We start from the raw sequence: 14,465 nt of genomic DNA, 5'->3' as shown, positions 1-14,465 counted from the left end.
TCGATACTCGCAATTCCGTTGCCGGACCAATAGCTGACCTCCTGGCAAACTCCCCACGAACCCTCACGCCGAAGATCGGGGATCATGGAGGCATGGGCGAAAACGGACAGCAGGAGACCGAGCGGGATCGGGACGACGACGGACGTGCCCGGAATGCCCGACCCCGTGACCGGTTTGGGCGACCTCTCCCCTTCGGCAGCGCCGGCGTACCGCGCATACCCGATGATCTCGACCTGCCGCCCGCCGAAACCCTCACCTACGCCCAGCAGCTGATCGATGACGGACTCCCCTTCAACGCCCACGAGGTCCTCGAAGCCGCCTGGAAGAACGGCCCGTTCGCCGAAAAGTCGCTGTGGCAGGGGCTCGCGCAGTTCGCCGTTGGCCTCACCCACATTCAACGGGGCAATCCGAAGGGCGCCCGCACACTCCTCGAACGCGCCCGGGACCGACTCGCCGCCTACGGCCCCGCCCCCTACGACATCGACAGCACCGGTCTCATCATCTCCGCCGAAACCCTGCTCACCGCCATTGAACAGGGAAAACCGCTCTCCGACAACGATCTTCGACCGCACCTCACACAATCACGCTGACTTCGCATCCGCGCTGCCACCGCGCACGTCCCGTGTGTGCGCCCGCACGACTGCGAATGACCAGCGGCGCTGCGAAGCATGCGAAGTAGCATTGCTCCACATGAACGGACGCTTCGCGCCCAGCCCTTCGGGCGATCTGCATCTGGGCAATCTGCGGACCGGACTGCTCGCCTGGCTGTTCGCACGCTCCACCGGCCGCGGATTCCTCATGCGGATCGAAGACCTGGACCGCGTGCAAAAGGGCGCGGCACAACGCCAACTCGAAGACCTCGCCGCCATCGGACTCGACTGGGACCCGCCCGTCGTCGCACAGTCCGAACGATTACCGCTCTACCAAGAAGCCATCACACGGCTCACCGCCGCGGGCCACACCTACGAGTGCTTCTGCACCCGAAGGGAAATCCAGCAGGCCGCCACCGCACCCCACGGCCCCATGGGCGCCTACCCCGGCACCTGCCGCAACCTCACCGAAAAGGAACAGCAAGCCCGCCGCGACGAAGGACGGCCCGCCGCACTGCGATTGCGCGCCGAACTCACCGAATTCATCATCACCGACGAACTGCACGGCGAATACCGCGGCGCCGTCGACGATCTGGTGCTGCGCCGCGGCGACGGCACCCCCGCCTACAACCTCGCGGTCGTGGTCGACGACGCCGACCAGCAGATCGACCAGGTCGTGCGCGGCGACGACCTACTGCCCTCCACCCCGCGGCAGGCCTACCTCGCCACCCTGCTCGGCCTGCCCGTGCCGCATTACGCACATGTGCCACTGGTCCTGAACACGGCAGGACAGCGCCTCGCCAAACGCGACGGCGCCGTCACCCTGCGCGACCGGCAGGCCCTCGGCGAAACACCCGCGCAAGTGCTGGGATTCATCGCGGAATCACTCGGATTTCCCGGCGCCGACACGCCGCGTGAGCTACTGAAGGGCTTTCGGCCGGAAAACCTGCCCGGAGAACCGTGGACACTGGACCCGAACGGGTTGTTACAACCCAGCTCGCAACCGTAACGTACCCACTCGACCAGATCCCGCACGAATTCCGACGAGGACGGCCAAACAATGACAAGCGGTGGGTACGACCCCAACCAGTATCCCCAGGGCGGGCAGCCGTACGGGCAGCCGTACCCGCAGAACCAGCCTTACGGGCAGCAGCCCCAGCAGCCGTACGGACAGTCCGATCCCTACGGGCAGCCCCAGCAGCCTCAGCAGCCCTACGGCCAGTCCGACCCCTACAACCAGCAGCCGCAGCAGCCCTACGGTCAGCAGCCGTACGGCCAGCAGCCGGATCCCTACAACCAGCAGCCGGGCTTCGGCCAGCAGCAGCCGGGCTTCGGGCCGCAGGATCAGCCCTACGGCGGCCAGCAGCCGGGCTTCGGCCAGCAGCCGTACCAGCCGTACCCGGGCGGTCCCGGCTTCGGCGGCGGACCGGGCTTCGGCGGCGGTGCGCGACCGGGCGACCTGTGGCTGCGCTTCGCGGCCCGCCTGATCGACAGCCTGATCATCGGCATCCCCGGCGGGATCATCTACGCGTTCCTGCCGAGCACGCTCGGCTGGGTGTGGGAAGTCCTGCTGCCGATCATCCTGTACGGCTACTTCATCCTCATGGAGACCACGCAGGGTCGCACGCTCGGCAAGCAGATCCTCGGCCTGCGGGTGCTCGGTCCCGGCGGCGGGCCCATCGACCCGGCCACCTCGGCCAAGCGCAACCTGTTCGTCGTGATCGGCCTGATCCCGTGCCTCGGCACGCTGATCAGCATCGGTCTGCAGATCTACATCGCGGTCACCATCGAGCAGGACCCCAACAAGCAGGGCTGGCACGACAAGTTCGCCGGCGGCACGCAGGTCGTGAAGAGCTAGCTCTTCGGGCGAAAAGCAAAAGCGGGCAGCGCATCCTGACGGATGCGCTGCCCGTCTCGTTTCTGGGCAAAGCGGTCATGCTGACGGATGCGCCGCCCGTCTCTTCTCAGGTGGTCGAGTGGATGTTGCCGACTATGAGGAGGCAGAGGAGGACTATGCCGATGACGGTGGCGATGGCGCCGACCCAGATGCCGCCCAAGGCAAGGCCGCGGCCTTGCTGGCCGGACTTCTTGACCTGGTTGAGGCTGACGATGCCGAGGATCAGGCCGACTATCGGGCCGACCGGTAGGAAGAGGCAGAAGAACATGCCGGGGACGCCGACGATGGAGACGACCAGCGAGGCGATGGCCAGGCCGTTCGTGGTGCGGGCGGGCTGCGCGTAGCCGTACGGCGAATAGGCGGCCGGGTAGGTGTAGCCCGGCGGCGGGGTGGACGGGCCGGGCTGGGGATAACCACCGGCCTGGGGATAACCGGGCTGGGGATAACCCAGCGGATTCGACTGCTGCGGATAGCCACCGGGGTTGGACTGCTGAGGATAACCGCTCGGATCCGATTGCGGCGGCGGGTAATTCGGGAACTGCGGCTGCGGCGTCCGGTACTGCCCCGGGGGCGGAGTCACCGGCGGCTGGGGAGTCGCGGACGGAGTGTCGGGCGTGACGCCCTCACCGCCGTACTGCTCCCACCACTCGTCGGAATCGCCGGGATTCGTCATTGACTCAGCCTATGCCACCCCACCACACCATAACGAGTGGTCGGAGCATGGATACTTGCCCGCGTGAGTGAAACGAAAACGGTCGATCCAGACCGATCTGGACACCCCGCGCCCGAGCATGCAGCATTCGCTACGGCCGCGGGGGGCTATTTCACGCAGGTGGCGGTCGCCTTCACCGCAGTCCTGCTCATTTCGAACGTCTGTGTCACCAAAGGCGTGCAATTCTTCTCCGGGCACCATCTGTCCTGGGGCCCGCTCCAACTGCTGCCGCTCAATACCGACGGCGCGTTCTTCCTCTTCCCGCTCGCCTACGTCATCGGCGATATCCTCAGCGAGGTCTACGGCTTCCGGGCCACCCGCCGCATCGTCTACTACGGGTTCGGTGCGCTGCTCCTGATGATCGCCTGCTTCTGGCTCGTCATCAAACTGCCCACGGGCGATCTGCAAGAGGATGCCGGCGCGTTCCAGAGCGTGCTCGGCAATACCCCGCAGCTGGCCTTCGCCGGTATCGCCGGGTACTTCGTGGGGCAGTTCCTGAACTCGATCACCCTGGTGCTCATCAAGGAACGCACCAAGGAGAAGCATCTGTGGGCCCGCCTGCTGGGCTCCACGGTGGCCGGTGAGTTCGGCGATACCTTCGTGTTCTGCTCCATCGCGGCGACCGCGATCGGCATCCATACCTGGCCGGATTACATCAACTACACGATCGTGGGCTTCATCTGGAAGACCCTGGTCGAGATGATGGTGCTGCCGATCTCCTACCGGTGCATCGCCTTCCTCAAGAAGCGCGAACCCAGCTACGCGCCCCGCTCGCGGGCCGCGATCTTCGAGTAGGGAAACCCGACTCCCGAGCCCGGGCACGGTCGCGTCGAAATCCCTTACAGCCCAGGGGCTTTGATGCGGCCGCGCCAGCGGCCGAGGAAATCGGTCTTGTAGTCGTCGAAGTAGCCGCCGTCCAGGCTCTCACGGACGCGATCCACCAGGCGCACGGTGAAGCGCTCGTTGTGGATGGTGCAGAGGGTGGACGCCAGCATCTCCTTCGCCTTGAACAGGTGATGAATGTAGGCGCGGGTGTAGTGCTGACAGGTGTAGCAATCGCAGGTCTCGTCGATCGGCGTGAAGTCCCGCTTGAAGCGCGCGGTATTGATGTTGTAGCGGCCCTCGTCGGTGTACATCGCCGCATTGCGGGCCACGCGTGAGGGATTCACGCAGTCGAAGGTGTCCGCGCCGTGCTCCACGGCGGTGAAGATGTCCTCGGGCTCGCTGATGCCGAGCAGGTGGCGCGGCTTCTGTTCCGGCAGTTCGTCACAGCACCAGCCGACGATGGTGCCGAGATTGTGCTTCTCCAGCGCGCCGCCGATGCCGTACCCGTCGAAACCCGTTCCGGCCTCGCCGCGCAACGCCTCCAGATCCTGGCAGGCCTTGCGGCGCAGGTCCTCGTACTGCGCGCCCTGAATGACGCCGAACAGGGCCTGGTACGGGCGGTGTGATCGTGCGGCAGTGAGCTTTTCGTGTTCGTCGAGGCAGCGCTGCGCCCACCGGCGGGTGCGTTCCAGCGATTCCTCTTGGTAGCCACGGGTATTCATGAGCGTGGTCAGCTCGTCGAAGGCGAACATGACGTCCGCGCCGAGCTGATGCTGGATGCCCATGGACACCTCGGGGGTGAAGCGATGCTTCGAACCGTCCAGGTGGGAGCGGAAGGTGACGCCGTCGTCATCGACGTGCGCGAGGCGTTCCTTGCCCTTGGCGATCACATCGTCGTTCTGGACGCCGACGGCCTCCATGGCGAGAACCTTCTTGAATCCCACGCCCAGCGACATGACCTGGAAGCCACCCGAGTCCGTGAAGGTCGGGCCGTGCCAGTTCATGAACTCGGACAGTCCCCCGGCCTCGTCGACGATGTCCGGCCCGGGCTGCAGGTACAGGTGGTAGGCGTTGGCGAGCAGGGCCTGCGAACCGAGTTCCTTCATGGTCTCCGGCAGCACCGCCTTGACGGTCGCCTTGGTACCGACGGGAATGAAGGCGGGCGTGGCAATATCCCCGTGCGGGGTACTGATCACGCCCGTCCGTCCATGCCGTCCTTCGAGGCGGGCACCGACCTTGAACGAGAACTCGGAAGCAGCAGACACGGCGTCTATCCTCCCACCCTGCGAAAAAGGCCCGGCCCGCACCTTTGCGGTGCGGGCCGGGCGGTGTGGTGAACGGGCGGGGTGACTACTTGCCGATCGAGACGGCGTCCTCGTCGGGCAGGTCGACGTTCTCGCCCTCGCCGTCGGTGATGGCCGCCGCGAACTGTGCGTTGTAGAGCCGGTAGTAGAAGCCCTTCGCGGCGAGCAGGGTGTCGTGCGTGCCCTGCTCGACGATGTGGCCGTGATCCATCACCACGATGGTGTCGGCGTCGCGGATCGTCGAAAGCCGGTGCGCGATCACGAAACTCGTGCGGTCCCGGCGCAGCGCGGCCATGGCGTGCTGCACCAGCAGTTCGGTGCGGGTGTCGACCGAACTGGTGGCCTCGTCCAGGATCAGGATGGACGGCTTGGCCAGGAACGCGCGGGCGATGGTGATGAGCTGCTTCTCGCCCGCGCTGACGCCCGAGCCCTCCTCGTCGATGACGGTCTCGTAGCCGTGCGGCAGCGCGTGCACGAACCGGTCCACGTACGCCGCGCGGGCCGCCGCGAGGATCTCGTCCTCGGAGGCGTTCGGGTCGCCGTAGGCGATGTTCTCGCGGATGGTGCCGCCGAACAGCCAGGTGTCCTGCAACACCATGCCCATGCGCGCCCGCAGGTGATCGCGGGTGATGCGGGTGATGTCGACGCCGTCGATGGTGATCGCGCCGGAGTCCACCTCGTAGAACCGCATGAGCAGGTTGACCAGCGTGGTCTTGCCCGCACCGGTCGGTCCGACGATGGCCACCACGTGCCCGGGCTCGGCCACCAGGGACAGGTCCTCGATGATCGGGGTCTCCGGCTCGTAGCGGAAGGACACGTTCTCGAACGCGACCCGGCCACGATCCACGGGCCGCTCGTCCTCGACCTCCGGATCCGGCGTCTGCTCCTCGGCGTCCAGGATCTCGAAGATGCGTTCCGCCGACGCCACACCCGACTGCAGCAGGTTCATCATCGAGCCGATCTGGGTGAGCGGCTGCGTGAACGAGCGCGAGTACTGGATGAACGCCTGCACCTCGCCCAGCGACAGATTGCCCGACGCCACCCGCAGGCCGCCGACCACGGCGATCAGCACGTAGTTCAGGTTCCCGAGGAACATGATGGCGGGCATGATCAGGCCGGAGATGAACTGCGATTTGAACGACGCGTTGTAGAGCTTGTCGTTGGTCTCGTCGAAGCGTTCGCCGACCTCGCGGCCGCGCCCGAAGGCGGTCACCACCTCGTGCCCGGTGAAGGCCTCCTCCACCTGCGAGTTGACCGCGCCGGTGTACTTCCACTGATCCACGAAGTGCGGTTTGGAACGCTTGGCGATCTGTGCGGTCACGATGATCGCCAAAGGCACGGTGAGCAGCGCGATCAAAGCCAGCAGCGGCGAGATCCAGAACATCATGATCAGCACGCCGATCACCGACAGCACCTGAATGATCAACTGGCTCAATGTCTGCTGCAGCGTCTGCGCCACATTGTCGACGTCATTGGTGACGCGGGAGAGCACGTCTCCGCGCGGCATGCTGTCGAAGTAGCTCAGCGGCAGCCGGTGGATCTTGTCCTCGATATCCGCGCGCAGCCGCTTCACCGTGCGGTTGATGACGACGATCAGCAGCCGCGCCTCCAGCCAGCCGAACAGCGACGACCCGATGTACAGGGCCAGCACCCAGGCCAGCACGTGCCCGACGGCGGTGAAATCCACACCGGTACCGGGGATCACGTTCATATTGGCGAGCATGTCGGCGAAGGTGCCGTTGCCGCTGGCGCGCAGCTGCTCGACCGCCTGACCCTTGGTGACGCCGGCGGGTAGCTCCTTGCCGACCACGCCGTCGAAGATGATGTTGGTGGCTCTACCGAGGATCTGCGGGCCCAGGGTGTTCAGCACCACGGAGGCCACGGCGAGCGTGAAAACCGCCGACAGCAAAAGCTTTTCGGGTGCGAGCCGGCGCAGCAGCCGCTTGATGGACGGGCCGAAGGATTTCGCCTTCGCGTCCGGGGAACCGAGATTGGGGGCTCCGGGCCTCATCGCACCTCCTCCGCGCTGAACTGGGATTCCACGATCTCGCGGTATTCGTCGCAGGTGCGGACCAGTTCGGCGTGGGTGCCGATGCCGGCCATGGCGCCGTCCTCCAGCACCACGATCTGATCGGCCTCGCGGATGGTCGAGATCCGTTGCGCCACAATGATGACCGCGGCGTCGCGTGTCTCCGGTTTCAGGGCCTCCCGCACCCGGACGTCGGTCGCGACGTCCAGCGCCGAGAAGCAGTCGTCGAACAGGTAGATGCGCGGTTTGCGCACCAGCGCCCGAGCGATGGCCAGGCGTTGCCGCTGACCACCGGATACGGTCGTACCGCCCTGTGCCACCGGCGTTTCCAGTCCCTGCGGCATATCGCGCACGAAATCGGCGGCCTGCGCGATCTCGAGGGCGTGCCACAGTTCGTCGTCGGTGGCGTCCGGATTCCCGTAGCGCAGGTTGGAGGCGATGGTGCCGGAGAACAGGTACGCCTTCTGCGGCACCAGGCCGATCCCGCCGCGCAGCGTCTCCAGCTCGATGTGCCGGACATCGGTGCCGCCCACGTAGATCGCGCCGTCGGTGACGTCGATGAGCCGCGGTATCAGGTTCACCAGTGTCGTCTTGCCGGAACCGGTCGCGCCGACGATGGCGGTGGTGGTGCCGGGATCCGCGCGGAACTGGATGGAGCGCAGCACCGGCTTCTCCGCGCCCGGGAACTTGAACTCCGCGAACGCGAACTCCACGGTGCCGGGATCGCCCTTGAACGCCTGCGGCAGAGGCGGTTCGCCGACCGAGGATTCGGTGCCCAGCACCGCGGCGATGCGCTCGGCCGACACCGCCGAACGCGGTGCGATCATGGCGAGGATGGAGGCCATCATGACCGCCATCAGGATCTGCACGATGTAGGTCAGCATGGCGGTGAGCTGGCCGATCTGCAGGTCGCCGCGGTCGATGGCGTGCCCGCCGAACCAGATCACGCCCACCGTGGTGACATTCGAGATGAGCATGATGGTCGGGAACATGAGCGCCGTGTACTTGCCGACGAACAGCTGCTGTGCGGTCAGATCGGTGTTGGCGACGCCGAAGCGCGTGGTCTCCTGCCGCTCGCGCACGAAGGCGCGCACCACCCGGATGCCCGTGATCTGTTCGCGCAGTACGCGGTTCACCACGTCGATGCGGGCCTGCATGCGCCGGAAGCCGGGCACCATGCGGGCGATGATGAACGCCATGGACAGGGCGAGCGCCGGCACCGCGATGAGCAGCAGCCAGGACAGCGCCAGGCTCTCCTTCAACGCCATGATGATGCCGCCGACGCACATGATGGGGGCCATCACCAGGATGGTCGCGCTCATCACCACCAGCAGCTGTACCTGCTGTACGTCATTGGTATTGCGGGTGATCAGTGAGGGGGCGCCGAAGGTGCCGACCTCGCGGGCGGAGAAGGTGCCGACGCGGTGCAGCAGCGCCGAGCGCATATCGCGGCCCGCGCCCATGGCCGCTTGCGCGCCCAGATAGACGGAGGCGGACTGCGCGCAGATTTGGATGGCGGTCACCAGCAGCATCCAGCCGCCGGTGCTCCAGATGTAGCTGATATTGCCCTTCGTCACGCCCTTGTCGATGATGTCGGCGTTCAGGGTGGGCAGATACAGCATGGCGATGACCGAGATCAGCTGAAGCACGACGACCCCCGCCAATTGCCTGCGGTAGGGCGCCATGTAGGTGCGGAGAAGTCTGATCAACATGATGTTCGCAGGCTACCGCCTCGTGGGGAGGGCCTGCTCGAGGATTTTCGGATGTTCGCGGTCCGCAAAGCCTCAGATATCCGGCGTGTCCAGATCCCGCCAGCCGGGATCACGATCGTCCGCGGGCACGACGCGTTCCTCGGCGGGCAGGGCGATGCCGCCGGGTGCGGTCGGGCGGGGTTTGCGGTTCCAGGCGTGCGGGTCGTGCAGCAGTTCGTCCAGGAAGGGCGGCAGCAGATCGTGGGCGATATCGGCGATGGTGACGCGTTCCAGGACGGCGCGGATATTGACGCGCAAACCGATCCAGACACGCTGCAGCGGTTCGGCCGCGCCCGGGTAGCTGACGTCCTCGGGGCGTTGCCCGCGGACCGAGGCGAGCGGGCCTTCGACGGTGCGGATCACTTCGGCGATGCTGATCTCGGTGGCGGGGCGGGCCAGCCTATAGCCGCCGTCGGGGCCGCGGCGGCTGGTGACCAGTCCGCCACGTCGCAGATCCGCGACGACCGACTCGAGCACCTTGGGTGGAATGTCCTGGGCCACCACGATGGTGTCGGCCTTCACCGAATCCGGTTGCGCCTTGGCTATTTCCACGAGCGTGCGCACCGCGTAATCGACCTTCGCGGTGATGTGCACGGTGACTCCTGATCTGCTCGGTGGCGAAGAGAAAGGTTATCGCGCCACATTCAGGACACCGAGCGCGGCGGTCAGGAGCACGTCCTGAATCTCCCGCTCCGGTGCGTTCGGCACGATCTCCTGCGACATGAGCGCGGTGCTCAGCACCTCCATGGCGGAGGCCGCGCGCAGCAGGGTGGCGTCGTCGGCGTCGGGGCCGGCGACCCAGCGGCACATGCGGCGATGCAGTTCGAGCAGGTCCGGGTAGCGATTGCCGAGGGCGTTCACGATGGCGACGGTGTCGCGCATGCACAGCACGCCGGTGCGGCGGTTGCGCAGCATGGAATCGACCTGGACGGTCAGCACTTCCCGCACGCTCTGCGGCGAATGCGGCCTGGTGTCGAGGCTTTCGACCAAGGCGCGCAGGTCCTCGAACATCGGCTCGATGATGGCGATCAGCAGATCGACCTTCGAGGCGTAGTGATAGTAGAGGGAGGCTTTTGTGATTCCCACCGCATCGGCGACCTCGCGCAGGCTGGTCTGTTCGAATCCCTTGCTCGAAAATAGTTGGATCGCGGCCTCGCGAATCGCGTCTTTGGTGCTCCTACCTGCGATAACAGTTCCGGATCCGGTTCGGCCACTCATTGACTCATCCTCTCACCACCGCTCCGGAAGCGATGAACACCACTTAGAGTCGAGGTTGTTCCTCCGCTTATTCGCTCGGTAGTCTACCTACCGCACGGTAGGCAGATTATTTCGTGGAGGCGGGGAGCGTGCAGTGGCTCCCGCGGCAGTGCTGCCTTCGTGCCCGCAATTTCAGCACCCGAAAGTGCTTGCACACCAGCAGAATCCATCGCCAGGAGAACCCCTCGTGTCCGTATACCTCTACCGGTGGGGAAAGTTCGCCTTCCGCCGAAAATGGCTCGTCATCGGAGCGTGGATCGCCGCGCTCATCATCATCGGCGGCGTCGGCGGCACCCTCGCCAAGCCGTTCCAGGACAGCTTCACCATGCCCGGCCTGCCTTCCCAGAAGGCGACCGACATTCTGGACAAGCACTTCCCGGGCAGCTCCAAGGACTTCGACCCCAACGCGGTCACCGGCACCTACGTGATCGCCGCACCCGCGGGCCAGCGGCTCACCGATCCCGCGAACGCGGCTGCGCTGCAAGCCTTCGTCGACAAGCTGAACGGCCTCGACATTCTGGACAAGTCGATCCCGGCGCAGAACCCGATCGACCTGACCAAACAGATCAGCCAGAAGACCGGCGTCGACTGCCTCGGCGCCGACCGCTCCGCACCCAACTTCTCCAGCGTGTGCAGCAGCGTGCCGCTCAATGTGCTGAACAAGACCGATCCCGACTCGGTCGCCACCATCAAGGCGAAGTACGACATCGCCAAGTTCGCCGACATCACCAAGTCGGACCGCGACAAGGCCTACGACGTGGGCGCCGACGCCCGCCAGGCCGGACTGCAGGTGGAGCTCACCGGGTCCATCGCGCAGGATCCGGGCGGGTCGTCGGGTAGCTCCGAAATGATCGGCATCGCCGTCGCATTGGTCGTCATGGTGATCGCGTTCGGCGCCATCGTGGCCGCCTTCGTGCCGATTCTCACCGCCCTCATCGGTGTCGGCACCGCCATCTCCATCATCATGTGGGGCACGCACTGGCTGACCGTGCCGACCTTCACGCCGATCCTGGCGTCCATGATCGGCTTGGCCCTGTCCATCGACTACGCCATGTTCATCGTGTCCCGGTACAAACACGAGCTGGCCGTGTCCAGGAATCCGGAGGAGGCCGCGGGCACCGCGGTCGGCACCGCCGGCTCCGCGGTCATCTTCGCCGGTCTCACCGTGATCATCGCGCTGGCGGGCCTCAGCTTCGTCGGCGTCGGATTCCTCACCTATATGGGCGTTTTCGGTGCGGTCTCGGCCGCGTTCGCGGTGCTCGTGGCCGTCACCCTGATGCCCGCGCTGATGGGCGCGTTCGGCCGCTTCCTGTTCAAGCCGAAGCTGCCGCTGGTCGCCCAGCACAATCCGGAGGACGAGCATTCCGTCACCAACGGCATGCGGTTCGCCCGATTCATCGGCAAGGCGCCGGCTTTGACGCTGGCCGTCTCGGTGGTGCTGCTCGGCCTGCTGGCCGCGCCCGCGCTGAGCATGCAGCTGGGTCTGCCCGGCGGCGACTCGATGCCGAAGGACACCACCATCCGCAAGGCGTACGACCTGCAGACCGCCGGCTTCGGCGAGGGCGCCAACGGCACCCTCATGATCGCCGTCGATCTGTCGAAGACGCCGGAGAACCAGCGTGACGAGGCCGTCAAGGCGTTGCAGGACAAGCTTCGCACCTACGACGGCATGGACTACCTGACCTTCCCGCAGCGCAGCCAGGACCAGGAAGCCGCCCTGTTCATGGGCGTCCCCAAGGAGGGTCCGAACGCGCAGCAGACCAAGGATCTGGTCAAGCACGCCCGGGACGCGGAATCGCAGTTCCAGGACCGCTACGGCATGCAGTACGGAATCACCGGCACCACAGCCATTTACGCGGACGTGTCCGCGGCGCTGCTCGACAAGATCGCGCCCTACCTGGCGATCGTGGCGGGCGCGGCCTTCCTGCTGCTGGTCCTGGTGTTCCGCTCGATCCTGGTCCCGCTGACCGCCGCGCTGGGCTTCCTGCTCTCCATGGCGGCCACCTTCGGCGCGACGGTGCTCATCTTCCAGGAGGGCCACCTCAACCTGGTGGAACCACACCCCTTGGTGAGCTTCCTGCCGATCATGTTGATCGGCTTGGTATTCGGTCTCGCGATGGACTACCAGGTGTTCCTGGTGACGCGAATGCGCGAGGAGTACGTGCACGGCAAGTCCGCCAAGGAAGCCATGATCTCCGGCTACCACCACGGCGCCCGCGTCGTGACCTCGGCGGCCGTCATCATGATCTCGGTCTTCTCCGCTTTCATGCTGGAACCCAATGTGGTGGCCAAGTCGATGGGCTTCGCCATGGCGGCCGGCGTCTTCTTCGACGCCTTCATCGTCCGCATGGTCCTCATCCCCTCCCTGCTGGCCCTGCTCGGCCCCGCAGCCTGGTGGATGCCCAAGTGGCTGGACCGCATCCTCCCCGACATCGACGTCGAGGGCGCGAAACTGGCCGCCCTGAAGGAATCCGCCGCCCCACCGGCGGAGGACAAGGAACCGGTCCCCGTCGGCTGACCCCGGCACCCTGAAACCCGTTCGGCCCCCGCCTATTTCCAGGTCGGGGGCCGAACTCTTTTCCGCCCCAACCAGAATGAAACGACCCGGGAAACGAAGCAGCCCCGCACCGAAATCGGTGCGGGGCTGCTTGCAGCGGTGGCGGAGGGATTTGAACTCTCCGCCATCCCCCTACCATGACCAGGGGATATTCCGCAAACAGCGAGTTAGGCCCACGGACTCATTCACACGCATACCCGGTCAGAGACTGTCTTTGACCGGGGTTTCTTGTCAGATTCTTGTCGAATAACACCGCACTGGCCTGCTGAAATACCCCCACCCGGGGGACCCTCCTCGGCACCCCTCACCGCGCAGCGCACCTCTCAGTGGTTCACGGCGTGTACGGGTTCCTAGGGTTCTGAACCTGTCGGCCAAGCCCGATATGGTGCGCATCGCCACCCGCAATCTCGCCTTGCAAGGAGGGCAAATGGGGGAACCCGAATGGCAGCGCTACCAACAGAGGGTCGCAGATCTCTTGAGCAACCTAGGGTTCGCGACCAAGGTGGCCGAAAAGCTCACATCGGCTCGCGGAGTGGTCCACGAGATCGACGTATCGGCCCGGCGCGTGATCGCCGGTGTCGATGTCCTGTGGGTAGTCGAATGCAAGCTTTGGAAGAGCGCGGTGACCAAGGAAAAGGTCGCAGCTCTTGCAGACATCTGCGGTGACCTGGGGGCCGACCGTGGCCTACTGATGTCGGAGTCAGGCTTCCAGTCAGGCGCAATTCAACATGCAACCGGCCGAAGCATCACGCTGACGAGCGTGGGGGATCTACGCAGCAATGCCGCAGCCGACCTATTGGAAAGGCGCCAACGGGAAGCCGAGCGGCGACTTCAGGACTTGGATGCGATTCTCAACGTCCGCCGATGGACCGGCAGCATGCTGGCCGAAACCACCCAGGTGGAAGCAGGCTTGCAGTTCCTTGCGGCGTGCGTACCCGAGGCTCGCCTACTGCCCTTCACATCCGAGAAGGAAGCTACGAAGTGCGAGACAGCGCACGACGTCAACGAGGTAGTTCGCAAGTTGGCCAGTGGTTCGGAATCCTGGTACCAGCAAGCTGTTCGGGAAATCCGCGACAAATTGGCATTCCGTCGATTTGAGGCTTCTCGGGGCTCGGTACCGGGCGGTCCTCGGGCAGCGGAGGTGCGGCAACGCCTCGCCCTGGTCCGCAGCTATCTCATCGACGCGAGGATTGGCCGATGGCCTGTCGTCTTTCTCGATGAACCCGCCTATCCGCGCCTGCGTAGTGACAGTTCGCACCCATCGCGTCGGTACATCGCCTGGACGCTCGAACAGCTACTCCCGCTGGTGGAGCCAGTTCTAACGGCATGCGAGGAACACGAATTCACTCAAAGGGAGAGGGATACCCTCCACCGCACGAGGCAGCACCGGTCGGCCGTCCGCTCAATCCTCCACATGGATCTGGAGCGTTAGGCTCACGCGAGGCGATATCAGGCCACGTCGCGACGGGGTGTCGACGATTTGTTGTCGAGCTTGGTCGATGCGCCGCCAAACCTGGCAGGTTCGCTCGCCGGTCAGCGAACG

Annotated in this window: 12 protein-coding genes; 6 read left to right on the top strand and 6 right to left on the bottom strand. The window is 65.5% G+C overall.

Annotated elements, in window-relative coordinates; translation table 11 throughout:
* The first annotated feature begins 92 nt into the window (after window positions 1–92).
* From ACIP5Y_RS33725 to ACIP5Y_RS33715, 3 genes are all read left to right on the top strand, one after another.
* Window positions 93–590 carry a DUF309 domain-containing protein gene (locus tag ACIP5Y_RS33725; RefSeq protein WP_400356374.1) on the top strand — a complete coding sequence of 166 codons (498 nt, stop codon included), beginning with the start codon at window positions 93–95 and terminating at the stop codon, window positions 588–590.
* Window positions 591–690: 100 nt separating this feature from the next.
* Entirely contained in the window at window positions 691–1,599 is a 909-nt protein-coding gene (gluQRS, locus tag ACIP5Y_RS33720) for a tRNA glutamyl-Q(34) synthetase GluQRS (protein WP_400356372.1), read from the top strand.
* Between the two features lie 51 nt (window positions 1,600–1,650).
* On the top strand, window positions 1,651–2,448 hold the full coding sequence (locus ACIP5Y_RS33715) for an RDD family protein (RefSeq protein ID WP_400356371.1): 798 nt from the start codon (window positions 1,651–1,653) through the stop codon (window positions 2,446–2,448).
* A 106-nt stretch (window positions 2,449–2,554) separates the two neighbouring features.
* Here the strand turns inward: ACIP5Y_RS33715 and ACIP5Y_RS33710 are convergent, their stop codons facing one another.
* Window positions 2,555–3,160, bottom strand: coding sequence for a DUF4190 domain-containing protein (locus ACIP5Y_RS33710; RefSeq protein ID WP_400356369.1), 606 nt, complete (start codon window positions 3,158–3,160; stop codon window positions 2,555–2,557).
* Between the two features lie 63 nt (window positions 3,161–3,223).
* Here ACIP5Y_RS33710 and ACIP5Y_RS33705 point away from each other — a divergent pair, with 63 nt between their 5' ends.
* Window positions 3,224–3,994 carry a queuosine precursor transporter gene (locus ACIP5Y_RS33705; protein ID WP_400356367.1) on the top strand — a complete coding sequence of 257 codons (771 nt, stop codon included), beginning with the start codon at window positions 3,224–3,226 and terminating at the stop codon, window positions 3,992–3,994.
* A gap of 44 nt (window positions 3,995–4,038) precedes the next feature.
* Here the strand turns inward: ACIP5Y_RS33705 and tgt are convergent, their stop codons facing one another.
* From tgt to ACIP5Y_RS33680, 5 genes are all read right to left on the bottom strand, one after another.
* Window positions 4,039–5,289 (bottom strand): tRNA guanosine(34) transglycosylase Tgt, encoded by a 1,251-nt coding sequence (tgt, locus tag ACIP5Y_RS33700; RefSeq protein WP_400356366.1) that lies wholly within the window; start codon window positions 5,287–5,289, stop codon window positions 4,039–4,041.
* An 85-nt stretch (window positions 5,290–5,374) separates the two neighbouring features.
* Window positions 5,375–7,339 carry an ABC transporter ATP-binding protein gene (locus tag ACIP5Y_RS33695; RefSeq protein WP_400356364.1) on the bottom strand — a complete coding sequence of 655 codons (1,965 nt, stop codon included), beginning with the start codon at window positions 7,337–7,339 and terminating at the stop codon, window positions 5,375–5,377.
* A complete protein-coding gene (locus ACIP5Y_RS33690; RefSeq protein WP_400356362.1) occupies window positions 7,336–9,069 on the bottom strand; it encodes an ABC transporter ATP-binding protein in 1,734 nt (577 codons plus the stop codon). The genes ACIP5Y_RS33695 and ACIP5Y_RS33690 overlap by 4 nt, the downstream gene beginning before the upstream one ends.
* 72 nt (window positions 9,070–9,141) lie before the next feature.
* Complete coding sequence (locus ACIP5Y_RS33685; RefSeq protein WP_400356360.1) at window positions 9,142–9,702, bottom strand: RrF2 family transcriptional regulator; 561 nt, start codon at window positions 9,700–9,702, stop codon at window positions 9,142–9,144.
* A 36-nt stretch (window positions 9,703–9,738) separates the two neighbouring features.
* Window positions 9,739–10,326, bottom strand: a complete 588-nt coding sequence (locus tag ACIP5Y_RS33680; RefSeq protein ID WP_400356358.1) for a TetR/AcrR family transcriptional regulator — start codon at window positions 10,324–10,326, stop codon at window positions 9,739–9,741.
* A 226-nt stretch (window positions 10,327–10,552) separates the two neighbouring features.
* Here ACIP5Y_RS33680 and ACIP5Y_RS33675 point away from each other — a divergent pair, with 226 nt between their 5' ends.
* Complete coding sequence (locus ACIP5Y_RS33675) at window positions 10,553–12,883, top strand: MMPL family transporter (RefSeq protein WP_400356356.1); 2,331 nt, start codon at window positions 10,553–10,555, stop codon at window positions 12,881–12,883.
* 466 nt (window positions 12,884–13,349) lie between these two features.
* A complete protein-coding gene (locus ACIP5Y_RS33670) occupies window positions 13,350–14,354 on the top strand; it encodes a restriction endonuclease (RefSeq protein ID WP_400356355.1) in 1,005 nt (334 codons plus the stop codon).
* Window positions 14,355–14,465: the final 111 nt, after the last annotated feature.

Origin of the sequence: Nocardia sp. NPDC088792, from assembly GCF_044750615.1 — a bacterium.
Classification (GTDB): domain Bacteria; phylum Actinomycetota; class Actinomycetes; order Mycobacteriales; family Mycobacteriaceae; genus Nocardia.
This window is presented reverse-complemented; position numbering and strand designations above follow the sequence as displayed.